This window comes from Candidatus Nitrotoga sp. AM1P, assembly GCF_013168275.1.
Taxonomy (GTDB): domain Bacteria; phylum Pseudomonadota; class Gammaproteobacteria; order Burkholderiales; family Gallionellaceae; genus Nitrotoga.
This window is the reverse complement of the sequence record NZ_AP019547.1, coordinates 1,823,983-1,849,274: the sequence shown is the minus strand read 5'-3', so window position 1 is coordinate 1,849,274 and position 25,292 is coordinate 1,823,983. Positions and strand designations below refer to the sequence as shown.

Sequence of the window (25,292 nt, the reverse complement as noted above, 5' to 3'; positions counted from 1 at the left end):
TCGATATTAATTATTTAGCGTTGACAACGGAAACCACCAGTCTTGCCAAATTTTGCCAAACAGGCTAATCTTGGATCATGAGCACAATGAACATATCCCTACCCGAAACGCTCAAGTCCTTCGTGGATGAGCAGGTCAATCAAGGCGGCTATGGCACGAGCAGTGAGTACGTGCGTGAGCTGATCCGCAAGGATCAGGATCGCTTGCAACTACGCGGCCTGTTGCTTGCGGGCGCGGCATCTGCACCTGCAGGTCCGATCGACCCGGCCTACTTTGAAGGACTGCGTGATCGGGTGCGCAAGGCGGCCAAAGACGGCGCTTGCGGGTGACGGTCAAACCTATCGTTCCGCGTGAGCTGGCCAACCGGGACATTGATGACGCGATTGCTTATTACCTCAGCGAAAGCACTGAACAAGTGGCGTTCGGCTTCATCGACGCCTTGGAGCAAGCTTATACGCACATTAGTCGCCAGCCGGCTACAGGATCACCACGCTATGCTCACGAATTAAATCTGCCCGGCCTGCGCTTCTGGCCACTGGCACACTATCCACATCTCGTATTCTATATCGAGCGTCCACAACACATTGATGTCTGGCGTGTGCTGCATGGCCAACGCGATATCCCGGCGTGGATGCAGGAGCCCGAGGCCATCTGAGTTTCGCCCAGGCGAAATGATTCTCCCCGACGAGATTCCAACATGGTTGGCGACAGCCCGGTAGGTTGGCGCTGAGCTTGTGAAGCCCAACATCACAAGGGGATGAACACATGCGTTACCGACGTGCCGATGCAACGGGAGGTACATACTTCTTCACTGTCAATCTAGCTGAACGGCGCTCCGATTTATTGGTGAGGCATATCGATGACTTGCGTGCGGCCATGAAAACGGTGAAAGACGCGCATCCGTTTGCCATCCTGGCGATGGTGGTGTTACCCGAACACCTGCATGCGATATGGCGATTGCCGCCGGACGATGCCGACTATCCGTTGCGCTGGTCGCCCATCAAGGCCGGGTTCTCGCGGTGGCGGGCAAAAGGCGAGCACATTCGAGCCAGCCGCCAAGCCAAGCGTGAGCACGGCATCTGGCAGCGACGGTATTGAGAACATTAAATCCGGGATGAGATTGATCTTGCACGGCACGTCGATTACATTCATTTCAATCCCGTAAAACATGGCTGGGTCACGTACTTTGTTGATTGGCCATATTCAACATTGCATGGCTACATTGAGCGGGGAATGGCAGCATCGGATTGGGCTATACAAATAGGTGATGGAACATTTGGATCGGTATGGTGAGCGGTGAGATGTTGGGCTTCATTTCATTCAGCCCAACCTGCCGGGCTAAACTAGAAAAAAAGTACATGAGCGCAAAGCACGAACTTTCTGCTCAGCGAATTTGATACCGTAAAAGAAAATTGGTATTGCTAAGCAGCACTTGAGGAAACCTGTGTATTAAATTTGAGGCGTAAATGAACCCACTTTCCTTTGTCCTCACTTTCAGGCACGCATCGAACGTAGACTCTGCAAGATATAACTGGCGCAGTAAATGTCGTGCGGATTCAAGAATTGACCACAAACAGTTACCTGATTAGTTACATGCCTCAGTTGGGTGCTATTTTTTACGTACAGGCTCATGTGGTGAGCCACTGAGGGGCGAATAATAGACGCATCTACCGAAGGAGATGCGTCATGGCAATGAACCGAGTTCAGTTTCAAAAGGGTCTGTCGATGTCTGAGTTTCTGAAGCAGTACGGGAGGGTAGAGCAATGTCACGCGGCGCTGTTGGCGCCACGCTGGACAGAGGGCTTTGTCTGCCCGCATTGCGGAGAAACCCGTCACAGCAACCTTCATGCACGACGGCAGACAGCACTGGCAGTGCCAAGCGTGCCGCTACCAGACGACGGTCACTGCCGGTACGATCTTCCAAGCGACGAAGCTGCCGCTAACGCTCTGGTTTCTGGCGATGCACTTGCTGACCCAAGCGAAAAACAAGGTTGCCGCGCTGGAACTCATGCGCCATCTGGGTGTGAGCTACAAGACCGCCTGGCTGATGAAACTCAAGCTGCTGCAAGTCATGACTGAGCGTGAATCCTCCCGCGTCCTCGAAGGGTGAGTCGAAATTGACGACTCCTACCTGGGCGGCGAGCGCCCGGGTAAGCGCGGTCGAGGTTCCGAAAACAAAGCCTCCTTCGTTGCGGCTGTGCAGACTACAGAGGACGGCAAGCCGGTCGTAGCCTGCTTCGTCCACATTCCGTTCACCAGGAAAGCCATCGAAGCTTGGGCCCAGAAGGTGCTGGCACCTTCCGCTCAAGTGCTGTCCGACGGATTGGGATGTTTTCGGGGTGTCGCTGCCAGCGGCGCTACGCACTCCGCCATTATTATGAACGGGGGCACGGGTCGGGAAGTGGCACAACACCCGGCATTCCGCGCCGTGAATACCGTGCTGAGCAACCTGAAAACAGCTATCAGTGGAACCTACCATGCTTTCGACTTCCGTCAATACGCAGACCGTTACCTGGCCGAGGTTCAGTACCGTTTTAACCGCCGCTTCGATCTTGGCACCATCCTCAAGCGCCTCGTTCGCGCTGCGGCGAATACAACCCCATGCCCTGAAGCTGCCATTCGGGCAGCTGAGGCATGTAACTAATCAGGAACAGTTATGTTTAGTTGTGAATTTGCAGAGTCTGCTCATTTTAACAATTACATTGTTTACAAAAGATTTGTAAAGTTAAAAAATTACATAGTCTCTAATTTTAGACAAATAAATATGAATAATTTCAATGTACTATAAGAACGTATAATAAAAATGTCTTAAAATTGCGACATAAAGATGGTTATTTATTAAATAACCATCTTGTGGATTTATTAACTTCCTGCTTTAGCTGAATTTTAATAATTGGCATACATTTTGCGTATAACAGAACACTGACATAAAGTCAGTTTTCAATTTACGTTATAAAGGAAATCAATTAATGAAAAATTTAGTGAGTATGTTAGCTTTTGCTTTGATGTCTGCTGTAACTTTGCCGGTACTTGCAAGTACTCCTCCAAGTCCCCCCCAGTCACCAGCTGACTGCCAAAAGATTCATGCTGGTGACGAGGCAAAAACTCAAGCTTGCGTTGACGGCTTGAAGAAATAGTTAATAAACCTCCGGCAAAGCCGGAGGTTTATTAAGTGAGGTCGGTTGTCAATAATGGACTCCAACAGGTTCATGCCGCCAACCTGTTTTCATAGAATTGGTGCTCAAATGCGACAGGAGACAGATATCTAAAACGTGCCTGTTTGCGCTGCCGCCGGTAAAATACTTCGATGTATTCGGTGATGGCTTGTTTCTGTACTCATGAGCGCAATACTGGCTACCTCGATCCGAGTGGTGTATGTATCAGTCCGCGCGGTGGGCGTTTTGCCGCCACGCCCCGAAACAGCGACTGGCTGACCAAATCTCTGGTCATGCGCTCGCTTATGGCATAGCCCACCAAGTCGCTACTGCACAAATCTTTGTGGCCTGCCAGATAGAGCTAACCCTTATCAGCTCAACATCTCACGAGGATAAATACATGCGTTACCGGTGTGCCGATACAGCGGGAGGCAGATGCTTCTTCACTGTTAATCTGGCTGAACAGCGCTCCGATGTATTGGTGCGGCATATCGATGATTTGCGCGCAGTCATGAAAAGGTGAAAGACGCACATCCGTTTGCTATTCTGGCGATGGTAGTGCTGCCAGAACATATGCATGCGATATGGCGCTTGCCACCCGGCGATGCCGACTATCCACTGCGTTGGTCGCTCATCAAGGCCGGATTCTCGCGGCGGCTGGCAAAAATCGAACACATTCGTGCCAGCCGCCAAGCCAAGCGTGAGCGAGGCATCTGGCAGCGGCGGTATTGGGAACATCAAATTCGGGATGAGATTGATCGTGCGCGGCACGTCGATTACATTCATTACAATCCCGTAAAACATGGCTGGTTCACGCACCCTGTTGATTGGCCACATTCAACATTGCATGGCTACATTGAACGGGGGATGGCAGTATCGAATTGGAGTGGGAAAATGGGTGATGGAGTAGATGGTTATGGTGAACGGTGAAATGTTGGGCTTCATTTTATTCAGCCCAACCTTGTATCTGTAGCCACAACTTAAATCGAAGCTCAACAAGAAGCCCAACGTAGAGCTAACCGGCGCTGCGCGGCTTTATCGCGCAGCGTCCAGCGACTGAAAGGAGCGAGGTTGAGCGCCGGGTTAGGCGATGGTGTTTGCATAGGCATGGATAGGCGAGAATACCGCAAAGCCCAAAAGCTGCCAATGCAGCATGCATGACGAAGCAAGGCAGATGCAAACCAACGGCAGTGACAATCAAAACCTTTGAAACTGAGAAAACGGCTGACTGTGGCGCCTCCCGGAGAGGCGAGCGCGGCGGGCAGGTTGAAGGACAGACACTACGGTGGTGTTGCGAAGAGAATGGCGTGAGCGCCGTGAGCTGCCGTTGCTCGAAGAGCGGAAACGCAAGAACCGTTGCGCCCCGACAAGGCGCGGCGATTGCAGGACAGAGAACCGTTCCGACTGCGGCCCGCAGTGCGCCATTGCGCTGAGATGACGGTGAAGGGAGCGAAAGCGTTTGCCAGCGGCCTGCGCAAATGCTCGCGGCTTATGCCGGAGCACCAAGCGTTCGAGGTTTTGAAGACCGTTGCAAGGAGCAAACATCATCACGGCGCTTGCGGCCTAACGTAAAAGTAACCGGACTGACGCGGCTCGCCGCGACAGGTCCGGTTGACTGCCGGGTCATGCCTACGCTACGAATGTGTGGCAATTACTTGCCGGGCGGAGGAACGTTTTTGTCATTACACAGGCAGTAGTAACTGCTCTCAAGGTGTTCTTTCCCTCCATGCCCGACTGTGCAAGATGTGGCCCAAGTGGGAACCAAATTGAACCCTGGGCGGAAGCCTTCACCGTTCTTACTTGTGGCGCATACGAAAAAACTGCTGCTGTTTTGATACGTACCGCTCTTTACCGCGAATAGGTCTTTGCTCTGACACGAGTCAGCACAAGACTTACTCGAAGACTCAACCCATGATGGCGCTGCATATGCAGACACGGCAAAGGTGGCGGTTGCGAGGATGGCTATGGCATGTATACGGAAATGAAGCATCGTGGCTCTCCTTGTTCACTGCGGGTTGATAAACGGGGCATAACGAATAGTAGACACCCTAAAAAATGCCATCAAATGCACCTTCGAGGTGTATAATTCAAAACTACATCATGTAGTGCCTTGTATTTATTTAATATAGAAATTATGGCACACCCTAATTCGCCGGATAAAAGCACCACTGCATATCCTCCAAAACTACTAGACCAAGTGCGCAATAAGCTGCGTGCAAAACACTGCAGCATTCACATCTAGCAGCTTGTGAGACATAATAAAGTAATACTAAAATTATAAAAATAAGCAAATTCCTTATTTTTGATTAAGTTATGTTAATTACCAAAATTTATACTCCGAATGCCATATTGCCGGAACTAAAACAGCTAGTGTAGCCCGGTTGGGCTGAATGAAATGAAGCCCAACATCTCACCGCTCATCATCAACTACTCCATCAACAATTTTCTTAACCCACAATCCGCCGCTGCCAGATGCTACGCTCACGCTTGGCTTGGCGGCTGATACAAATACTCATTTTTTGCCAGACGCCGCGAGAACCCGGCCTTGATGGGCGACTAGTGCAGTGGATAGCATGAAAGGACGTGCCCCGGCAAGCCGGGTTACGTCCTCTCGATTGAAGAGTTCGGCGTATCTTGCCGAAGCGCTACTCTGCCTCTAGCAAAAACTCAACCTTGACCGCCTCAAACGGAAAGCTCAGTAGGTTGGACCGAATGAAATGAAGCCCAACATCACAGGGGGATGAACACATGCATTACCGGCGTGCCAATACATCGGAAGGCACATGCAACCAGACCGGAACTAGTCTAATAAACCATCCTCCAACCATACTGCGTCTTGGTCTCCCTGTTTTTCTTCACCTACCGGTTTCAGGTACAATCGTGCGCAATGACTGACCGCCCACCTCACCCCATTCACGCTGGATCTCTTCAAGCTCGTCGCGCAGCACGTATTGAATTGCTTGCTCCAATCGAATTTCCGCTTGACCTGCCGGTAGTATTGCGGCGCGAAGAATTAGCGCAAGCCATCGTTACCAATCAGGTGATCATCGTGTGTGGTGAGACTGGTTCTGGTAAAACTACCCAGTTACCTAAAATCTGTTTGAGTCTGGGCCGGGGTGTGCAAGGCGTCATTGCCCACACTCAGCCACGCCGTGTCGCGGCGCGCTCTGTGGCAACGCGCATCGCGGTTGAACTGAAAACAGAGTTGGGTGGCCTGGTCGGCTACAAGATTCGCTTTAATGACAAGGTATCGCCGGATACCTGCATCAAGCTGATGACCGATGGCATTTTGCTGGCGGAAATCCAGAGCGATCGGCTGCTAAAAAAATACGACACCATCATTATCGATGAGGCGCATGAGCGCAGCCTGAATATCGATTTTCTGTTGGGTTACTTCAAGCAGCTATTGCCACGCCGCCCAGATCTCAAGCTCATTATTACTTCGGCTACGCTGGATGCAGAGCGCTTCGCTAAACATTTCAGCGGTGCGCCGATCATGCTGGTCAGTGGCCGCAGTTATCCGGTGGAGGTGCGTTACCGTCCGTTGCAGGAGAATGCCGAAGGCGAAATGCAGGATATTCCACAGGCGGTATGTGTCGCGCTGGACGAACTGGCAGTGGATGGCTTACGCGGCGACATTTTGGTATTCCTGCCGGGCGAGCGCGAAATCCGTGACACTGCGGAAGCTTTGCGCAAGCATCATCCCATTGGCGTGGAAATCTTGCCGCTGTTCTCGCGCTTGTCGGCGGCTGAGCAGGACCGCGTATTCAAAACTTCCGGCACGCGCCGTGTCGTGCTCGCCACCAATGTTGCAGAGACTTCCTTAACCGTCCCGAATATCGGATATGTGATCGACGGCGGGCTGGCTCGCATCAATCGTTACAGCATACGGCAAAAAGTCGAACAATTGCGCGTGGAAAAAATCGCGCGTGCCGCCGCCAACCAGCGCGCCGGGCGTTGTGGGCGGGTGATGAGCGGGATATGCGTGCGTTTGTATGACGAGCCGGATTTCCTGGCGCGCACAGAATATTCCGATGCGGAAATTTTCCGTGTGTCATTGGCAACCGTAATTTTGCGTATGAGTGCGCTGGGACTGGGCGAAGTCGAACAATTCCCCTTCATCGAGCCGCCCGGATCGCGTTCAATTGCCGATGGCTACCAGTTGCTGGCGCAATTGAATGCAATAAATGAAGAGCGGCAGCTGACGCCGTTGGGATGCGAGCTGGCAAAGCTGCCGCTTGACCCAAAAATCGCTCGCTTGCTGCTGGCGGGAAGGCAGTATCACTGCTTGCAGGAAATTCTCATTATCGCCAGCGCACTATCGTTGCAGGATCCGCGTGATCGTCCGTCGGAGTGGCGCAAAGCGGCGGATGACGCGCATCAGCGTTTTAATGATGAGCGCTCGGATTTCCTGACCTATGTCAATTTGTGGGCATGGTTTCAAGAGGCAGTGAAGCATAAAAAATCCAAGCGTCTGTGGGCAAATGAATGCCGCGAGAAATTCTTATCGCCTCTACGTCTGCGCGAATGGCATGAGCTGTATCAGCTGTTACACGCGCAGGTTGCCGAGATGGGCATGCGGCTGAATGAAATTCCCGCCAGCTATGAGGAAATCCACAAAGCTCTGTTAACGGGTCTGCTGGGTAATATCGGCTGCAAGAGCGTGGACCGCGAAGCGCATTATCAGGGCGCGCGCGAAATAAAATTTTTTATCGTGCCGAATTCGGTGCTTGCGAAAAAAAGTCCAAAATGGGTCGTGGCAGCTGAACTAACCGAGACGACGAAATTGTATGCTCGTTGTGTGGCGCGCATCGAACCGGAATGGCTGGAGGAAGTGGGTGCGCATTTGATCAAGCGCCACTATTTTGATCCGCACTGGGAGAAGAAGGCAGCACAGGTAGTGGCATTCGAGCGCAGCACCTTGTATGGCCTGATTATCAACCCGAAAAAGCGCGTGCATTACGGCCCAATGAACGTGGCGGAATCACGCGCGGTGTTTATTCGTCAGGCATTAGTGGCGGGCGAATTTCATACACTAGCGCCCTTCTTCTCGCACAACCAGCAGTTAATCCGGGACATTGAGGCCTTGGAGCATAAGGCGCGCCGACCGGATGTGCTGGTAGATGACGAATTGATCTTTGCCTTTTACGATAGCATCATCCCACCGCACATTTACAATGGCGCGGCATTCGAGACATGGCGCAAGGAGGCGGAACGCGCCAGTCCGCGCCTGCTATATCTCCAACGTGACGACCTGATGCGCCACGAGGCAGCAGGCATCACCACCGATCAATTCCCACCGCAACTGGTGATGAACAATATTAACTATGCACTGGCTTATCATTTTGTGCCGGGCAAGAGCGACGATGGTGTGAATCTCACCGTGCCGCGGGCTCTGATTAACCAGGTTTCCGCTCCGCGTTGCGAGTATTTGGTGCCCGGCCTGTTGACAGAAAAAGTGACGCAATTGATCAAAACTTTGCCGCAGAAGCTGCGCCGCCATATGGTGCCGGTGCCGGAGTTCGCGGCCTTGTTTTGTCGAGAGGTGCCGCCCTCGGATACGCCATTGCTGCAGGCATTGGCACGCTATATTCGCGAACAGAAGCAATTGGAAGTACTACTGGATGCATTTCGGTTAGAGCAATTGCCGGCTCACCTGCTCATGAATTTTTATGTAGTAGACGAGCATGGCAGACAGTTGGGAGTTTCGCGCAATTTCATTCAGTTGCGTGCCGAGCTTGCACCCAAGCTTGCGCCGTCTGCTGCAAAGGGTGCAGCCGCAGAACAAAAGCGGGTGCGCTTTACCGATTGGAGTATGGGTGACTTTAAGGAAACTTCAGAAATACAGCGCGCCGGACAAGTTGTGACGCTATTCAACGCACTAGTGGATGAAGACGATGCGGTATCTTTACGAACATTCGATACTCGCGATGAAGCGCTGAGCGCCCATCGTGCCGGGTTACGGCGCTTATTTATGCTGGCGCTCAAGGATCAGGTTAAATTTCTGGAAAAAAATCTTGGCTTGCAAGCAATGGCAATGCAGTTTTTGTCCTTCGGCAGCATCCAGGATTTGCGCCGCCAGATTTTGGCGGTCACCTTTGATCGTTGTTGTATGAATGAGCCCTGGCCAACAAATGAAACCGAATTCACTGCGCGTTGCAAGGAAGCCAAGAGCCGTTTGACGTTGGTGGCACAAGAAATCACGCGGCTGATCGGCACAATTCTGACCGAATATCAACTCGTACACAAAAAAATACAAGCTGCCAAATCAAACGGGCAAACCGTCCAGGATATGCGTGCGCAGTACGAATGGCTGTTGCAGAAAGAGTTTATCGCACGTATTCCTTACGAGCGTTTACAGCACCTGCCGCGCTATCTAAAAGCGATCAATGTGCGGCTGGAAAAACTGCGCGTCGATGCGGCACGGGATGCGCGTCAATACACGCAAATGCAATCCTTGCAGCAGACTTGGCAACGCAAAGTAATTGCGCAGCAAGGCAGTATTGATTTGCGGATAGAAGAGTTTGGTTGGCTATTGCAGGAATTGCGCGTGTCGTTGTTTGCGCAGGAATTGAAGACGCCCGTGATTGTGTCGGTGAAGCGACTGGAAAAATTGTGGGAGCAGATGTAGCTCTGCCAAATTTTTTGCTCTTTAGTTTCTGCCCTGCCAAAGGGAATCCGGGCAGGATAGGCTGTCAGGTATAATCCGCCCCATTATGGTTACTGATAACACTCTTGATGAGACATTGCGGGCAGCCGCACTGCAATATCATCGCCTGCCCAAACCGGGCAAAATTTCCGTTGTGCCGAGCAAGCCCCTGTTAACCCAGCGTGACTTGGCGCTGGCCTATTCGCCCGGTGTGGCAGCGGCATGTGAAGCCATCGTGGCGGATGTTAATGAGGCGCACAATCTTACCGCGCGCGGTAATCTGGTGGCGGTGATTACCAACGGCACAGCGGTGCTGGGACTGGGCGCAATCGGCCCGCTGGCAGCCAAGCCGGTGATGGAAGGTAAGGGCATGCTGTTCAAGAAATTCGCCGGTATCGATGTGTTTGACCTGGAGATTAACGAGCGCGACCCAGACAAGCTGGTGGACATCATTGTCGCGCTGGAGCCGACCTTCGGTGGCATTAATCTGGAAGATATCAAGGCACCGGAATGTTTCTACATTGAGCGACGCTTGCGCGAACGCATGAAAATCCCGGTGTTCCACGACGACCAGCATGGCACTGCCATCATCGTCGGCGCAGCCTTGCTGAATGGACTTAAAGTAGTCGGCAAGCAAATTGATCAAATCAAGCTGGTGGCATCCGGTGCGGGCGCTGCGGCTCTGGCCTGCCTGGATATGCTGGTGAGTTTAGGCGTGCGTAGAGAGAACATTATCGTCACCGATATCAAGGGGGTCGTGTTCCGGGGGCGCATCGAGGAGATGGATGAGCACAAAACTCGTTATGCAGTGGACATTGCTGCGCGTACCTTGGCTGAAGTGATCTCTGATGCCGATGTGTTTCTGGGTTTATCTGCAGGCGGAGTACTCAAACCGGAGATGGTGGAACAGATGGCCCCCAATCCTCTGGTTTTCGCACTGGCTAACCCCACGCCGGAAATTTGGCCAGAGCTGGCGAAGGCGGTGCGGCCGGATGCCATTCTGGCCACCGGACGTTCGGACTATCCTAATCAAGTCAACAATGCACTGTGCTTCCCCTATATTTTCCGTGGCGCGTTGGATGTTGGCGCCACCACCATTAATGAAGAAATGAAGCATGCCGCCGTGTTTGCCATCGCTGAACTGGCACAGGCCGAGCAGTCCGCTGCGGTAGCGTCGGTGTATGGCGAGGAAAGCCTGACATTTGGTGCGGAATATCTGATTCCCAAGCCGTTCGATCCACGCCTGATTATAAAAATCGCTGCAGCAGTTGCCCAAGCAGCCATGAATAGCGGAGTAGCGCAACGGCCATTGGTCGATATGGCGGCCTACCGTGAGCATCTTTCGCTTTTTGTTTATCAGTCTGGGCTGTTGATGAAGCCGGTATTTGATTTGGCAAAAAAAAATCCAAAGCGCCTCGTTTATGCTGAAGGTGAGGATGAACGCGTACTGCATGCGGTACAAATGGTACTGGACGAAGGCTTGGCCAAACCCATCCTTATTGGCCGTCCGTCAGTAGTGGAACAGCGGATTCAAAAGCTCGGCCTTCGCATCTGCGCAGGAGAACATTTCGAACTGGTAAATCCGGAAAACGACCCGCGCTTCCGTGCCTATTGGACGGAGTATCATCGTTTGATGCAACGCACAGGCGTATCCCCTGACGACGCCAAGCGCGAGATACGTCGTCACAATACGTTGATAGGTACCATGCTGATACACATGGGGGATGCAGATGCCATGCTGTGCGGAACCTTATCTCAATCCCGTAACCACCTGTGTCATGTCAGCAATGTGATCGGCCTGCGGCCGGGTGTCAGCGTGTTCGCCGCGATGAATATTTTACTGTTACCCAACCATACATTGTTCATCTGCGACACGCAGATCAATCTCGACCCCAGCGCTGAACAAGTGGCGGAAATGACGCTACTGGCGGCAGATGAGGTACGCAGTTTCGGTATCGTTCCCAAAGTTGCACTGCTGTCACATTCCAGTTTCGGTAGTTTTGATGACGTGTCCGCGCACAAGATGAGTCGGGCGCGCGAATTGCTGGAGCAAATGGCACCGGAGCTGGAAGTAGAGGGTGAGATGCACGGCGAAGCTGCCATTTCGGAAAAGCTGCGGATGCAGATTTTTCCCAACTCACGCTTGAAAGGAGTGGCAAATTTGCTCATCATGCCGAATCTGGACGCGGCGAATATTTCTTTTGGTCTTCTAAAAATGCTTGCGGGCGACGGTATCACCATAGGACCGATTTTGCTTGGTGCGGCGAGGTCCATTCATATCCTGACTCCCAATGCCACAGTGCGTAGTATCGTAAATATGAGTGCGCTGGCGGTAACGGGGGTTGAAACTCATTGTAAGGAGGTTATATGTCGGACAAATTAAATACACAGGAAGCAGCCATGCTGCGCGAAGAGTTGGAAATTCTGATGAATGAGCGTACCGGCTTACTGAAAGTGGTGGGAGCTGCCGCTGTACTGGTGGCCAATACCGATGGTCGCAACCTGCCGCCGGAGGCGGCAGAAGCGGCGGCGATGTTATCCAAGTGTGTAAATGATCTGTCCGAGGAAACACTGAAAGATGCGCTGGAAACTGTGCATGCTGAGGTTGGACCCGGCGATTTGTAAACGCTTGATGGGGACGGTCAGATGAGTGCGCCAGATAAGCTTGGCTTGATTCTGACGGGAGGGGGCGCGCGCGTTGCCTATCAAGTGGGCGTGCTGAAGGCCATCGCCGAGTTTCTGCCGCGTCATGCACATAATCCCTTCCCTATTATCTGCGGAACCTCCTCAGGTTCGCTTAATGCGGTTACGCTTGCAGTAAATGCCCTGTCCTTTCGCAAAAGCGTGAAATACCTCCTTAATATCTGGAAAAATTCCCACGTTGATCATGTTTATCGAACCGATCCGATAAGTGTTTTAAAGAATAGTTCGCGCTGGTTTGCAGGGCTGATCTTGAGCAGTATGGGTATCAATAAGTTGAACCATGTGTCGCTGCTTGATAATGCGCCGATGGTAACGATGCTGGAAGCAACGCTGCCGTATGAAAAAATCCAGGAGAATATTGATGCAGGCCATCTTGACGCACTGAGTATTACTGCCTCGGGCTATGGTTCGGGGTGCTCCGTGACTTTTTACCAGGGAGTGGAGGACATTCTGCCCTGGAATCGAGCGCATCGTCTAGGTATTCCAACCAAGATCGAACCCAAACATTTATTGGCTTCTTCAGCCATTCCGTTTATCTTTCCAGCGGTACTCATCAATCGTGAATATTTTGGCGATGGCTCGATGCGCCAGATCGCACCGATCAGCTCTGCGCTACATCTGGGTGCGACTCGCGTGCTAGTCATCGGCTTAGGCCATAGCGAGGAGGAACAACCTGATCGCAGCAATCAATGTGATTATCCTTCGCTAGCGCAGATTGGCGGCCATGTTATGGATAGCATTTTCCTGGATAGTTTGGAGGTGGATCTGGAGCGGGTGCAGCGCATCAATCATTCCATTGGAATGTTGTCGGAAGATGTTCAGCAGCAAATAAATTGGCGTCATGTCGATGTTCTGGTGATTAAGCCTAGCCAGGCTATTGAGCAAATTGCTCAGCGTTATGCCATGCACTTGCCATGGACTATCCGTTTTCTGTTGCGCGGGATAGGCGCGATGCGCCGTAGCGGGGCAAATCTGATGAGTTACTTATTGTTTGAAAAGAATTTTTGTCGGGCGATGATCGAGCTGGGGTATCAGGATGCACTGAAACAGAAGCAAGAAATCCTGGCTTTTATAAATAAGCACGAAAAAACAGCAGAAAGCTTGCCACAATGAAAGCTGTCAGCATGGGCGCCCCCCACCCATGCACCACGATGAAACCGCTTACTTTCGCCCTGTTGCGCCAGTTGGTGGACGGGAAATTCCATTCCGGGGAAATGCTGGCGCAGCGATTGGACATATCGCGTGCCAGTGTGAGCAATGCTTTGCATGGGGTAGCAGATTATGGCTTGGCTTTATACAGCGTACCTGGTCGTGGTTATTGCCTGAGCAATCCGCCGCAATGGCTCGATGCTGCGCTTATTGCCCGCCATTTAGGTGAGCAGGCGGGACAATTCCAGATAGAAATTTTTGATAGCCTGCCCTCCAGCAATACTCTGTTGTTGCAGCGCGCAGCGCAGGGCGCACCCAGCGGCAATGTGCTGGCGGTGGAACTGCAAAGCGGCGGACGGGGGCGATTGGGGCGGTCATGGCATTCCGGCTTGGGCAATGCGCTCACGTTCTCGTTGTTGTGGCGTTTTGAACTTGATTTATCGGCGCTGTCTGGCTTGAGCTTGGCCGTCGGAGTGGCGTTGATCCGTGCGTTGCACGCGCTTGGCATGACAAGCGCACGGCTGAAATGGCCGAATGACGTGCTGGGTAGTAACGAGGGTAAATTAGCCGGTATTCTGCTGGAGGCACAGGGTGATATGTTGGGGCCAAGCGCTGTAGTGATTGGCATTGGCCTCAACCTGTCCATGCCTGAACAATTGTTGCCGCAGATTGATCAACCGGTTTCGAGCCTGCAAGGCATGGTAGCGGGCATACCGGGAATTAATGTGCCGGAACGCAACTACTTATTCGCGGTAATTTTACGGGAATTGCAGGCAGTACTTTATGAATTTGCCAGTAATAGTTTTGCGGCACTGCGTGCGGAATGGGAAAGCCATCACGCTTTGCACAACCAGACGGTACGATTACTGTTGCCGGATGGCAGAACTGAAATGGGCATCGCACGAGGCGTAACCGAGAATGGTGCGCTTATTCTGGAAACGGTGGGCGGAATGCAAGTCTTTAATGCGGGAGAGATTGGTTTGCGTGCATCATGAAAATGTTACTGATTGATGCTGGCAATAGTCGCATTAAGTGGGCCATGGTAGAAGGCGGCATGGGGTTGCAGCAAAATGTGCTTGAAAATACGCATGCGACCGCATTGAGCATGGCATTCTTGGAGTTGCCGCCACCGGACAGAATCCTCGTATCCAATGTTGCTGGCGAGAAGATGGCGCAACTGCTATCCGCAGTCTGTGCCGCTTGGCCTTGTCCCATCGAATTCATCGTGGCCCAAGTAAGGCAATGTGGGGTGCGTAATTTATATGAACACCCTGCGCAGCTTGGCAGCGACCGTTGGGCGGCGCTAATTGCAGCTTGGCATCAAGAGCGCGCATCCTGTCTGGTGGTAAATTGCGGTACAGCAACGACTGTGGATGCGCTGTCTGCCGAGGGCGAATTCTTGGGCGGATTAATCCTGCCGGGTGTGGACATGATGCAAAGCAGCCTGGCCGCAGGTGCTGCCCAATTAGTACAGGCCGAGGGTGTCTGGCGCGAATTTCCGCGCAATACCGCCGATGCCATATTCAGTGGCTCAATGCAGGCGACCATTGGCGCTATCCGTTTGCAGTTTGAGGCGTTGACAATACGTGGGGATGTGCGCTGCCTGTTAAGCGGTGGCGCAGCGGCTAAGGTACAGTTGCATCTCAAGCTGCCGTCGGTGCGGGTGGATAACTTAGTATTGCGTGGCTTGCAAATTATTGCGCAGGAAAATCTATCTTGAACGCGTTAATCTTTTAGCTTCTAATAAATTGCCTGTCTCTCTGGCAACTATATTTTCAGATTTAAAAATAAAATAAAAATGGAGTAACGATGAAGTGGCTATTCTGGTTATTGCTGCTGGCAAATTTGATGTTTTTTTCATTTATTCAATGGGGTGAACTATTGACAGGTGAAAATAAAAATTTGAAGCATCAACCGTCGCTGAATGTGGAAAAGATCAAGTTACTGGATGTGCCAGATGCAGCACCGGCAACTTTGTTGTCTCCTTCTGTTGTATTGGCAACATCGCAGGATCAGCGAGCATTTACTGATGTTTGTCTGGAATGGGGAGAATTTTCCGGCACCGACAGCGTACGTGCCACGGCGGCGTTAACCACATTGAAACTGACGGATAAATTGACGCAGCGACAAACTGAATATGCGATTGGTTATTGGGTATACCTGCCACCTGCACAAACCCGTGCGGAAATGGATAAAAATATCGCCGAACTCAAGACCCATAATGTGAAGGACTATTTCACCGTGCAGGACGCCGGACCCTGGAAGAACGCTATTTCGCTGGGCGTATTCAAGACAGACAAGGCAGCGCGTAAAGCTTTTGATAGCCTCCGGGCAAAAGGCGTTAAAACTGCCGTGATGGGAGAGCTCATGAGCAAGTTCAAACTCACGGTGTTTGTGCTGAAATCTCCAGACGTAGCGGCAATTGAAAAAATGGTAACATTGCAACAGAAGTTCGCTGGCAGTGCGGTACATCTGGTAGCCTGTGATCAGCATTAAAACCAGGGTGCAAGTACCAGCGCAATTGACAAGCAGCAGTTAAATCTGGAAAATGCCGCGCTCTTCGTGGCAATTTAGGGCGCTTTGACTAACGCGACGACACGATTTCAGGTGATATAGCTCAGATGGTTAGAGCGCAGCACTCATAACGCTGAGGTCGGTGGTTCAACTCCACCTATCACCACCATAAATTGTTTTAAGTAGTATTAAAGAAATACATAAACCCGCGCACTCCTGATGAGTGCGCGGGTTTTTTGTTTCATACACGTTTTCAACGCCCATTCATATCCAAGGTTTTTTTCCAATAACATTGATACCGGTTATATTAGCGCCTTTGGCCTCGTACAGCCCATCATCCTGGAATAGCGTCTGCCCCCCATGTTCGAACAAGCTTTTAAAAACATCGACGACGTCCTCTGGAAAGAGGCCGGTTGTGCCAGCGAACTGGACTACACCGAGCAGACCTCCTGGCTGCTGTTCCTGAAATTCCTAGATAGCCTGGAGCAGGACAAGGCTATAGAGGCCGAGCTGGAGGGCAAGAAGCACACCTTCATTCTCGACGCGCCCTACCGCTGGGAAAGCTGGGCTGCGCCCAAAGGAGCCGATGGCAAGCTTGACCACAACAAGGCGCTGACCGGCGACGACCTGCGTGATTTCGTCGACCGCAAGCTCTTTCCCTATCTGCACGGCTTCAAGCAGAAGGCCAGCGGGCCGAACACCCTCGAATACAAGATCGGTGAAATTTTCGGCGAGATCAAGAACAAGATCCACAGCGGCTACAATCTGCGCGAGATCATTGATCACATCGACGAACTGCGCTTCCGCTCGCAAACCGAAAAGCACGAGCTGTCGCACCTGTACGAAGTCAAGATCAAGAACATGGGCAACGCGGGTAGGAATGGCGGCGAGTACTACACCCCGCGGCCGCTGATTCGCGCCATGGTGCAAGTGGTGCAGCCAACAATTGGCGAGCGCATCTACGACGGCGCCTGTGGTTCGGCGGGCTTTTTGTGCGAGGCGTTCGATTATCTCAAGGCCAAGCCCGGCCTTACCACCAGCAACATTAAGACGCTGCAAGAGCGCACCTTCTACGGCAAGGAAAAGAAGTCGCTGGCCTACGTCATCGCGATCATGAACATGATCCTGCACGGCATCGAGGCGCCCAACATCGCCCACACTAACACCCTGGCCGAAAACCTTGTCGACATTCAGGACAAGGACCGCATGGACGTGATCCTGGCCAATCCGCCCTTCGGCGGCAAAGAGCGCAAGGAAGTCCAGCAGAATTTCCCCATCCGCACCGGCGAAACGGCTTTTCTCTTTCTCCAGCACTTCATCAAAATGCTCAAGGCCGGTGGCCGGGCCGGCGTAGTCATCAAGAATACTTTCCTGTCCAACACCGACAACGCTTCGGTGAGTTTGCGCAAACTGCTGCTGGAAAGTTGCAACCTGCACACTATCCTCGACTGCCCCGGCGGCACCTTCCAGGGCGCGGGTGTGAAAACCGTCGTGCTGTTCTTCGAGAAGGGCGCGCCGACCCTTCGACATGGCTCAGGGCAGGCACGCAAGATTTGGTATTACCAGCTTGATCCGGGGCGCAATATGGGCAAGACCAACCCGCTCAACGACGCCGACCTTGCCGAATTTATTGAGCTGCAAAAGACCTTCGCCGATTCACCCAAGAGTTGGTCTGTTGATACCCATGCCTTGAGCGCAGCCGAAGGGTACGATTTGTCGGTGAAGAACCCCAACGGCGGTGAGGAAATCGCGCACCGCAGCCCGCAGGACATCATGGACGAAATCGCCGCATTGGATGCCGAGAGTGCGGAGGTACTGGCAAACATCAGGGCATTGCTATGAAGGCAGGGTGGCAAACCAAGAAGCTGGGTGAGGTCTGCTCGTTTCTAAATCGAGGAATTTCACCGAAGTATCTGGAAGATGGTGGGATATGCGTCCTCAATCAAAAATGCATTCGCGACCATCGCGTCAGCTATGAACCCTCACGCAGACATGATGTACAGGCAAAGAAGGTCGGAAGTGACAGGCTTATTCATGCCGGAGATGTTCTCGTCAACTCTACTGGAACAGGGACACTTGGTCGTGTCGCACAATTCCGTGAGAATCCTCCGGAGCCGACTACTGTTGATTCGCATGTGACCATCGTTCGCCCGATGCCAGGGAAGTTTTATCCGCAATTCTTCGGCTACATGCTCGTAGTTATCGAAGATGCCATCAAGGAAGCTGGCGAGGGTTGCGGAGGTCAAACGGAATTGGCTAGGATTGTCTTGGCCGAGAAGTTTTCGGTGCATTACCCTGAATCGCTCCCCGAACAAAAACGGATCGTCGGTATTCTCGACGAAGCGTTTGACGGCATCGCTGCCGCCAAAGCCAACGCCGAGAAGAACCTTCAAAACGCCCGCGCACTCTTTGAAAGCCATCTGCAATCCGTCTTCAACCAGTGCGGCGAGGGGTGGAGAGAGAAGCGATTGGATGAAATTTGCACTTTTAGTAGTGGCGGTACTCCGTCCAAAAGCAACAGTGGCTATTGGAATGGCGAAATACCTTGGGTTTCTGGACGTGATATGAAATCAACACAACTGTTCGATTCGCTGTTGCATATTTCTCGATTAGCAGTTGACGAGTCTTCAACGCGTATGGCGCCAGCAGGAACGCTCCTAATTCTTGTACGTGGTATGGGCTTGGCACATGGCGCTCAAATCGCCGAGCTAATGGTTCCCTGTGCATTCAACCAAGACATCAGAGCAATCCACCCTGAGCCAGACCTGATTCCTCGGTATCTCCTTTTCGCACTACGAGACCGAATTAATTCAAGCGGCGACGTCTTGAGTAGTGCGGCTCACGGAACACTCAAGATAGACTCAGACGAACTAAAGAAGGTGATGATTCCTGTCTTTTCACGCGGTCATCAACAGAGAGTTGTGGCTATGATTAACTCCCTTTCAGAAGAAACCCAGCGCCTTGAATCCATTTACCAGCGCAAGCTCGCCGCTATTGATGCTTTGAAAAAATCGCTGCTGCACCAAGCTTTTTCCGGTGAGCTATGAATTAATGATGCGTATAGAAAACCTAGTTTTTTAACCATATCCATTATGACGTGATAAGAAAATATGATTTTTTATACACGTTGTCTCTGACATGATAAGATAATTAAAATTTCTTATCATGTTTTTATAGGGCGAACGGTGTGATTGCTTTGCAGATACCTTCAAATGCCAGCTTGGAAGTTAAGGCTATCTGGCAAAGCCTGGCCGAGGCGCATCGCTATTTGGCCGAGTTGAAGGGCTTGTGTGAATCCTTGCCCAACAGCGCGATTCTGTTGGATACGCTCTCCATCCAGGAGGCGAAAGATAGCTCTGAAATTGAGAATATCATCACCACGCATGACGAGCTCTATGCCTACGACCAAAGCAGTTCGGCTTCACCTGCGGCCAAGGAGGTGCAAAACTATATCGCCGCTTTAAGGGTGGGGTACCAAGATGTGCGTGACTCCGGCTTGATTCGATTGGGAACGATTTTGCGCGTGCAGGAAGAAGTCGAACAAACCAATGCTGGCTTGAGGAAACTGCCGGGCACGGTTCTTAAAAACCAGACCACGGGCGCAATTGTGTATGAGCCGCCACAAGATGCCGTGGTGATAGAGAAGTTGATGGCGGATTTGGTGGATTTCATTCATGCCAAGGATGAGCTGGACCCAATATTACGCATGGCGATTGCGCATCACCAGTTTGAAAGCATCCATCCCTTTTACGATGGCAATGGGCGCACCGGACGTATTCTCAATTTGCTGATCTTGCAACGCGAAGGCTTGCTGGATTTGCCTGTGCTGTATTTAAGCCGCTATATCACCTCGACTAAAAGCCAGTATTACCAGCTGCTCCAGTTAACAAGGGAAACCAATAACTGGGTAGATTGGTGCGTGTATATCGTGAAGGGTATCGCTGTTACTGCTAAAAGTGAAATCAAGCTGATTAAGAATTTGCGGGAGTTGATGCAAACGACCAAGCATCGCTTACGCGCTGAACTGCCTAAAATCTACAATCAGGATTTGCTGAATAATCTATTTCGTTATCCTTACACCAAGATCGAGTTTGTGGAAAAAGATTTAGGCGTTTCGCGCATTACTGCGGCAAAGCATTTGGATACGCTTGCTAAAAATGGCTTTGTGGAAAAGAAAAAAATTGGCCGCAAAAATTTTTATATCAATCGGCCATTATTTGAACTTTTGACGCAGATTACATTAGACGATGAACGAAGCTGAAACCCCATGCCTCGAATCCATTTGTCAGCGCAAGCTCGCCGCGCTTGATGCGTTGAAAATCGTTGCTGCACCAGGCCTTCAGTGGCCACCTATAAGGAGCCAAGCCATGCCGATTCAGCCCGCCTTATTCGAGACCCACGAAATTCGCCGTGTGTACGACGAAGCCAGCGAAACCTGGTGGTTCTCGGTGGTCGACATTATTCAGGTGCTAACCCAGCAGCCCGACTTCCAAGGGGCAAGAAAGTACTGGAAGGTGCTGAAGGGCCGCTTGGCCAAAGAGGGCAGTGAACTGGTAACAAACTGTTACCAGTTGAAAATGACGGCCAGTGACGGCAAGCAACGTCTGACCGATGTGGCCACCGCCGAAATCCTGCTGCGCCTGGTGCAGTCCGTGCCCAGCCCGAAGGCGGAGCCGATCAAGCTGTGGCTAGCCAAGGTCGGCTACGAGCGCATGCAGGAGATGGCCGACCCGGCGTTGTCGTTGGATCGCGCCCGCGAGACCTGGCAGAAACACGGGCGTAGCGAAAAGTGGATACAGCAGCGCATGACCGGGCAGGAGACGCGCAACAAGCTGACCGATTACTGGACAAACCACGAGATCAAAAAGGGCGAGGAGTTCGCCATTCTCACCAATATCATTCATCAGGAATGGTCGGGCGTGAGCGTGAAGGCGCACAAGACGATGAAGGGTTTGCAGGGTCACAGTCTGCGCGACCACATGAGCGAGGCGGAACTGATATTCACCGCGCTGGCGGAGTTGTCGACGCGGCAGATTGCCGAAACGGATGAGGCGACCGGGATGGCCGAAAACAAGGTGGCCGCCACGAAGGGCGGGGCGATTGCCAAGCAGGCACGCCAGGCGCTGGAAGCCAAGACCAACAGGCCGGTGGTGTCCGCCGATAATTTTCTGCTACCCGGCAAGGCATTGCGCCCCAAGGCCATAAGGAAGGGCAGGGAGAAGAAATGAACGAAGCCGAAACTCGAGCCGAACACATCGACCCCGCCCTTGCGGCGGCGGGCTGGGGCGTGGTCGAAGGCAGCCGCATCCGCCGCGAGTATCCGATCACGCTCGGCCGCATTGAGGGCCACGGCAAGCGTGGCAAAGGACTCACCGCAGATTACGTGCTGGAGTATCGCAACACCAAGCTGGGTGTGGTCGAAGCCAAGGCATGGGACAAGCTGCTGACGGAAGGGGTGGGACAGGCCAAGGATTACGCGGGCAAGCTGGCCGTTCGCTACACCTATGCCACTAACGGGCAGAGCATCTACGGCATCGACATGCACACCGGCATCGAGAGTGAGTTGCCGTACTATCCCTCGCCGGAGGAATTATGGAACCGCACTTTTTCCGCTCATAACGCCTGGCGCGATCGCTTCGCGGCTGTGCCGTTCGAAGATCGGGGCGGCTACTTTCAGGGGCGTTATTATCAGGATATCGCCATCGAGCGGGTGCTTGAGGCCATCGCCGACCAGAAACAGCGCATTCTGCTGACGCTGGCGACCGGCACGGGCAAGACCTTTATCGCTTTCCAGATCGCGTGGAAACTGTTCCACAGCCGCTGGAACTTGAGCGACCGGAAAACGGACAGTGAACCAACGCGGCGGCCGCGCATCTTGTTCCTGGCTGACCGCAACATTTTGGCCGATCAGGCGTTCAACGCCTTTTCTGCCTTTCCCGAAGACGCGCTGGTTCGCATTGCCCCGGAGGACATCCGCAAGAAGGGCAAGGTGCCGAAGAACGGCAGCATTTTCTTCACCATCTTCCAGACCTTCATGGTTTCGGCAGGCTCAGCCACCGGGCCTGCGGCGGTCCCCGAGCCTGTCGAGGGGTATTTTGGCGAGTATCCGCCGGATTTCTTTGACTTTATCGTGATCGACGAGTGCCACCGGGGCGGGGCGAATGACGAAAGTAACTGGCGCAGCATTCTCGACTACTTTGCCCCCGCCGTGCAGCTTGGCTTGACTGCCACGCCCAAGCGCCGCGACAACGTGGATACCTACGCCTACTTTGGCGAGCCGGTGTTCGTCTACTCGCTCAAGGACGGCATCAATGACGGCTTTCTGACGCCGTTCCGGGTGAAGCAGATTTCCACAACGCTCGACGAGTACGTCTATACGCCCGATGACACGCTGGTCGAGGGCGAGATCGAGGCGGGCAAGCGCTACGAGGAAGCCGACTTCAACAAGATCATCGAGATCAGGGAGCGGGAGAAAAAGCGGGTTGAAATCTTCATGTCGCAGATCGACCAGCGGGAAAAAACGTTGGTCTTTTGCGCGAACCAAGCCCACGCGCTGGCGATACGGGATCTGATCAACCAGACGAAGAGCAGCACTGACCCGAATTACTGCCAGCGGGTGACGGCCGATGATGGCGCGTTGGGCGAACAAAACCTGCGCGATTTTCAGGATAACGAGAAGACCATTCCCACTATCCTGACCACTTCGCAGAAGCTCTCTACCGGCGTGGACGCCCGCAACGTGCGCAACATCGTGCTGCTGCGGCCTATCAATTCGATGATCGAGTTCAAACAGATCATCGGGCGCGGCACGCGACTCTATGACGACAAGGACTACTTCACGATCTACGATTTCGTGAGGGCGCACCATCATTTCAACGACCCGGAGTGGGACGGCGAGCCGCTTGAGCAGGAACCGCGGGAAGACGCACCGATTCCCGCGCCACGTGCGCCCATTGAGGCGCGAGAACCGGCGGCGGAATACCAGGCGCGGCAGAAAATCAGGATCAAACTCGCCGACGGTAAGACGCGCACCATTCAGCACATGATGGTGACCAGCTTCTGGCACCCGGATGGTACGCCGATGTCGGCGCAGCAGTTCATGGAAGCGCTGTTCGGCAAGTTGCCCGAATTTTTCAAGGACGAAGAAGAACTGCGCGCCTTGTGGGGTGCGCCGGATACGCGCAGGAAATTGCTGGAGGGGCTCGCCGAAAAAGGCTTTGGCAAGGATCACTTAGCCGAAATGCAGAGAATCATCGACGCGGAGAAGAGCGACCTGTTCGATGTGCTGGCCCATGTGGCCTATGCCCTGGCCCCGCTCACCCGCGAAGAGCGCGCGGCCCAGGCGATGGCATTCATCAGCACTCACTTCAACAGCAAACAACGGGTCTTTCTTGATTTCGTGCTCTCGCACTACGTCAGCGTCGGCGTGGAGGAACTCGATTCGGCAAAACTGAAACCGCTGCTGTGCCTGAAGTATCACGATTCGATTGCAGATGCCGTGGCTGATCTAGGCAAGCCGGAAGAGATCGGCAAGGTATTCAGCGGCTTCCAGAAGTATCTTTACCAGGAAACAGCTTGAAAGCTCCCTCTCTCACCGGGAGAGGGTTGGGGTGAGGGAAACAGACAGGTATAGCGAGCTTAATCATTGATGGCAACATCATTGCCATGCTCGTTAGATTGCGTGATATGTTGTTGGTGCAGTTCAACCGGGTCGACCATCGGTGCGTGGTCGCCAGTAGACGGGTAAATAGCGCACCACCCAAGACCCAAAGCACACCAGCCAGACTGTTCCAGCAGCGACATACAGCCAGTGTCCAGCTTGTATCGGCAACATGTCCGCCAGCACGCGCAGCACGGCGACAAGCTGCAATCCCATAAACATTAAATTGATCGGGTTACCCACTTTCATCGGCAACCCAGAATGGCCGAGTGTGACGCGTGTGGCCATGCCGATCAGCAAAGTGGAGAAGCAGCCTATGGTCAGTGCATGCAAGGGTGCAAGCCCCCAGATAAAGGTTTTGCCGTGGCTGATGAAGAGCACAAAACTTTGCACGGTGAACAGCAGCATGGCGATGCCAAGCCAGGCAAAACCGATGTGCAATACGCCCAGCAGCGGGAATTTTAGACTGCGGCGCAATCCCCAGCTGTGCGTCAAATAGAGTGCCACGATGGCCAGTGGCGCGTCGCATAGCCAAAGCCAGGCGGAGGCATCATTGAGTTGCAGCAGACCATGCCCCGCGCTGGCAACTAACATGATCCACCAGGCCCAATACGGGCTCGGGATATAGTTATGCGTCAGCGCACTGGCGGTGAAGAATGGAATCATGCGATGCGCAACACTGGAAAATACCGGTAACAAGAATAGCCACAGTCCGCCTTGAATAGAGAAACGTAGCCATACTGCGTCGTCACCCAATAACCAGATGAGGTAGGCAACGAGGCCGCACCAACCCAGGCTTAGTGCGATGAAAATGAGTTGCGGGTGACGTTTGTTTTGGTGTGGCGTGTCAAGCAATACGCGCAACAGTGCATACAGTGCCAAGATCCATCCCGATAGTGTGCTGAAGATGGCAACAATCAATAGGGTATGGCTAACCATGAGCCCAATATAGAAACTGAGCGCTCCTAACATGAGCAGCACAAAAGCAGGTACATATCGATGCGGCGGAATTTCGCTACCTTTCATCCAGCGCGGATAGGTAGTCATCAGAAAGCCGAACATGAACAACGGAAACAGGCCGTAAATCATCAACCATGCGTGCGCGGCACTGGGTGCAATTGTCCAAGGTATGGGATGCCAGAGCACACTATACCTTGTCACCAATTCAGTCAACAACCACACCATCACGGCGAGTGCTTGCAGTGCGCCGCCGAAGAACATGACGCGGTGAGGTGCGGCAATAAAGATATACCATTGATTTAAAGTAAGCATAAGTTCGTGTGATTTATCTGCGCTTAATCGCGCAGTGTAATAGTTCGAGCGGCATATTATAAATGCCGATCAAAGATCTAAACGACGATATTGGGGGATGCCTGAGCAACCGTCATGCGGCCCTAGTTGGTAGTATTAGCTGATATTTTACTTGTGAGTTGATGAATTTCGTTTAAACGAAATTATCAGC

General features: G+C 52.6%; 18 protein-coding genes, 1 tRNA gene and 2 pseudogenes. 19 read left to right on the top strand and 2 right to left on the bottom strand.

What is annotated here, in order from left to right; genetic code table 11:
- The first annotated feature begins 77 nt into the window (after positions 1 to 77).
- The 5 genes and pseudogenes from W01_RS08240 (at position 78) to W01_RS08220 (ending at position 3,137) form a co-directional block, all read left to right on the top strand.
- The gene (locus W01_RS08240; RefSeq protein WP_173053719.1) at positions 78 to 329 is read left to right on the top strand and encodes a type II toxin-antitoxin system ParD family antitoxin; all 252 of its coding nucleotides are present in this window, start codon (positions 78 to 80) and stop codon (positions 327 to 329) included.
- Entirely contained in the window at positions 326 to 655 is a 330-nt protein-coding gene (locus W01_RS08235) for a type II toxin-antitoxin system RelE/ParE family toxin (protein ID WP_173053717.1), read from the top strand. The genes W01_RS08240 and W01_RS08235 overlap by 4 nt, the downstream gene beginning before the upstream one ends.
- A 110-nt stretch (positions 656 to 765) precedes the next feature.
- Positions 766 to 1,098, top strand: coding sequence for an REP-associated tyrosine transposase (locus W01_RS14700; RefSeq protein ID WP_445082527.1), 333 nt, complete (start codon positions 766 to 768; stop codon positions 1,096 to 1,098).
- Positions 1,099 to 1,686: 588 nt separating this feature from the next.
- Positions 1,687 to 2,644 (top strand): annotated as a pseudogene (locus W01_RS08225) (IS1595 family transposase).
- A gap of 325 nt (positions 2,645 to 2,969) precedes the next feature.
- Positions 2,970 to 3,137 carry a hypothetical protein gene (locus W01_RS08220; protein WP_173053715.1) on the top strand — a complete coding sequence of 56 codons (168 nt, stop codon included), beginning with the start codon at positions 2,970 to 2,972 and terminating at the stop codon, positions 3,135 to 3,137.
- 70 nt (positions 3,138 to 3,207) lie between these two features.
- On the opposite strand, the pseudogene W01_RS14200 reads toward W01_RS08220, so the two are convergent.
- Positions 3,208 to 3,516 (bottom strand): annotated as a pseudogene (locus W01_RS14200) (DDE-type integrase/transposase/recombinase); the annotation flags it as partial.
- 158 nt (positions 3,517 to 3,674) lie between these two features.
- On the opposite strand from W01_RS14200, the gene W01_RS08215 reads away from it, so the two are divergent.
- The 14 genes from W01_RS08215 to hsdR all read left to right on the top strand — a co-directional run bounded on the left by W01_RS08215 (position 3,675) and on the right by hsdR (position 23,749).
- Entirely contained in the window at positions 3,675 to 4,085 is a 411-nt protein-coding gene (locus W01_RS08215; protein WP_242006915.1) for an REP-associated tyrosine transposase, read from the top strand.
- A gap of 1,957 nt (positions 4,086 to 6,042) precedes the next feature.
- Positions 6,043 to 9,786: an ATP-dependent RNA helicase HrpA gene (hrpA, locus tag W01_RS08210; protein ID WP_173053714.1), complete on the top strand. Its 3,744-nt coding sequence runs from the start codon at positions 6,043 to 6,045 to the stop codon at positions 9,784 to 9,786.
- A gap of 85 nt (positions 9,787 to 9,871) precedes the next feature.
- Complete coding sequence (locus tag W01_RS08205) at positions 9,872 to 12,187, top strand: NADP-dependent malic enzyme (RefSeq protein ID WP_173053712.1); 2,316 nt, start codon at positions 9,872 to 9,874, stop codon at positions 12,185 to 12,187.
- The gene (locus tag W01_RS08200) at positions 12,172 to 12,429 is read left to right on the top strand and encodes a hypothetical protein (RefSeq protein WP_173053710.1); all 258 of its coding nucleotides are present in this window, start codon (positions 12,172 to 12,174) and stop codon (positions 12,427 to 12,429) included. The genes W01_RS08205 and W01_RS08200 overlap by 16 nt, the downstream gene beginning before the upstream one ends.
- Before the next feature lie 21 nt (positions 12,430 to 12,450).
- Positions 12,451 to 13,620, top strand: coding sequence for a patatin-like phospholipase family protein (locus W01_RS08195; RefSeq protein ID WP_173053708.1), 1,170 nt, complete (start codon positions 12,451 to 12,453; stop codon positions 13,618 to 13,620).
- Entirely contained in the window at positions 13,617 to 14,651 is a 1,035-nt protein-coding gene (locus W01_RS08190; protein ID WP_242006914.1) for a biotin--[acetyl-CoA-carboxylase] ligase, read from the top strand. Before W01_RS08195 ends, W01_RS08190 begins: the two co-directional genes overlap by 4 nt.
- On the top strand, positions 14,648 to 15,376 hold the full coding sequence (locus W01_RS08185; RefSeq protein WP_198421270.1) for a type III pantothenate kinase: 729 nt from the start codon (positions 14,648 to 14,650) through the stop codon (positions 15,374 to 15,376). Before W01_RS08190 ends, W01_RS08185 begins: the two co-directional genes overlap by 4 nt.
- 89 nt (positions 15,377 to 15,465) lie before the next feature.
- Positions 15,466 to 16,152: an SPOR domain-containing protein gene (locus tag W01_RS08180; protein ID WP_173053706.1), complete on the top strand. Its 687-nt coding sequence runs from the start codon at positions 15,466 to 15,468 to the stop codon at positions 16,150 to 16,152.
- 110 nt (positions 16,153 to 16,262) lie between these two features.
- Positions 16,263 to 16,339: transfer RNA gene (locus W01_RS08175), tRNA-Met, on the top strand.
- 191 nt (positions 16,340 to 16,530) lie between these two features.
- Positions 16,531 to 18,012, top strand: coding sequence for a class I SAM-dependent DNA methyltransferase (locus W01_RS08170; protein ID WP_173053704.1), 1,482 nt, complete (start codon positions 16,531 to 16,533; stop codon positions 18,010 to 18,012).
- The gene (locus W01_RS08165; protein WP_173053702.1) at positions 18,009 to 19,217 is read left to right on the top strand and encodes a restriction endonuclease subunit S; all 1,209 of its coding nucleotides are present in this window, start codon (positions 18,009 to 18,011) and stop codon (positions 19,215 to 19,217) included. The genes W01_RS08170 and W01_RS08165 overlap by 4 nt, the downstream gene beginning before the upstream one ends.
- Before the next feature lie 140 nt (positions 19,218 to 19,357).
- Positions 19,358 to 20,431 (top strand): Fic family protein, encoded by a 1,074-nt coding sequence (locus W01_RS08160; RefSeq protein ID WP_173053700.1) that lies wholly within the window; start codon positions 19,358 to 19,360, stop codon positions 20,429 to 20,431.
- On the top strand, positions 20,418 to 21,398 hold the full coding sequence (locus tag W01_RS08155) for a BRO family protein (protein WP_198421269.1): 981 nt from the start codon (positions 20,418 to 20,420) through the stop codon (positions 21,396 to 21,398). The genes W01_RS08160 and W01_RS08155 overlap by 14 nt, the downstream gene beginning before the upstream one ends.
- Positions 21,395 to 23,749, top strand: a complete 2,355-nt coding sequence (hsdR, locus tag W01_RS08150; RefSeq protein ID WP_173053698.1) for an EcoAI/FtnUII family type I restriction enzme subunit R — start codon at positions 21,395 to 21,397, stop codon at positions 23,747 to 23,749. The genes W01_RS08155 and hsdR overlap by 4 nt, the downstream gene beginning before the upstream one ends.
- 123 nt (positions 23,750 to 23,872) lie before the next feature.
- Here hsdR and W01_RS08145 read toward each other — a convergent pair whose 3' ends face one another.
- Positions 23,873 to 25,102, bottom strand: coding sequence for an NnrS family protein (locus W01_RS08145; RefSeq protein ID WP_173053696.1), 1,230 nt, complete (start codon positions 25,100 to 25,102; stop codon positions 23,873 to 23,875).
- Positions 25,103 to 25,292: the final 190 nt, after the last annotated feature.

Bases quoted from the DNA above. Each gene is read 5' to 3' on its own strand.
- W01_RS08240 (WP_173053719.1), top strand. From the start codon at position 78: ATGAGCACAATGAACATATCCCTACCCGAAACGCTCAAGTCCTTCGTG.
- W01_RS14700 (WP_445082527.1), top strand. From the start codon at position 766: ATGCGTTACCGACGTGCCGATGCAACGGGAGGTACATACTTCTTCACT.
- W01_RS08220 (WP_173053715.1), top strand. From the start codon at position 2,970: ATGAAAAATTTAGTGAGTATGTTAGCTTTTGCTTTGATGTCTGCTGTA.
- hrpA (WP_173053714.1), top strand. From the start codon at position 6,043: ATGACTGACCGCCCACCTCACCCCATTCACGCTGGATCTCTTCAAGCT.
- W01_RS08205 (WP_173053712.1), top strand. From the start codon at position 9,872: ATGGTTACTGATAACACTCTTGATGAGACATTGCGGGCAGCCGCACTG.
- W01_RS08200 (WP_173053710.1), top strand. From the start codon at position 12,172: ATGTCGGACAAATTAAATACACAGGAAGCAGCCATGCTGCGCGAAGAG.
- W01_RS08195 (WP_173053708.1), top strand. From the start codon at position 12,451: ATGAGTGCGCCAGATAAGCTTGGCTTGATTCTGACGGGAGGGGGCGCG.
- W01_RS08190 (WP_242006914.1), top strand. From the start codon at position 13,617: ATGAAAGCTGTCAGCATGGGCGCCCCCCACCCATGCACCACGATGAAA.
- W01_RS08185 (WP_198421270.1), top strand. From the start codon at position 14,648: ATGAAAATGTTACTGATTGATGCTGGCAATAGTCGCATTAAGTGGGCC.
- W01_RS08180 (WP_173053706.1), top strand. From the start codon at position 15,466: ATGAAGTGGCTATTCTGGTTATTGCTGCTGGCAAATTTGATGTTTTTT.
- W01_RS08170 (WP_173053704.1), top strand. From the start codon at position 16,531: ATGTTCGAACAAGCTTTTAAAAACATCGACGACGTCCTCTGGAAAGAG.
- W01_RS08165 (WP_173053702.1), top strand. From the start codon at position 18,009: ATGAAGGCAGGGTGGCAAACCAAGAAGCTGGGTGAGGTCTGCTCGTTT.
- W01_RS08155 (WP_198421269.1), top strand. From the start codon at position 20,418: ATGAACGAAGCTGAAACCCCATGCCTCGAATCCATTTGTCAGCGCAAG.
- hsdR (WP_173053698.1), top strand. From the start codon at position 21,395: ATGAACGAAGCCGAAACTCGAGCCGAACACATCGACCCCGCCCTTGCG.
- W01_RS08145 (WP_173053696.1), bottom strand. From the start codon at position 25,102: ATGCTTACTTTAAATCAATGGTATATCTTTATTGCCGCACCTCACCGC.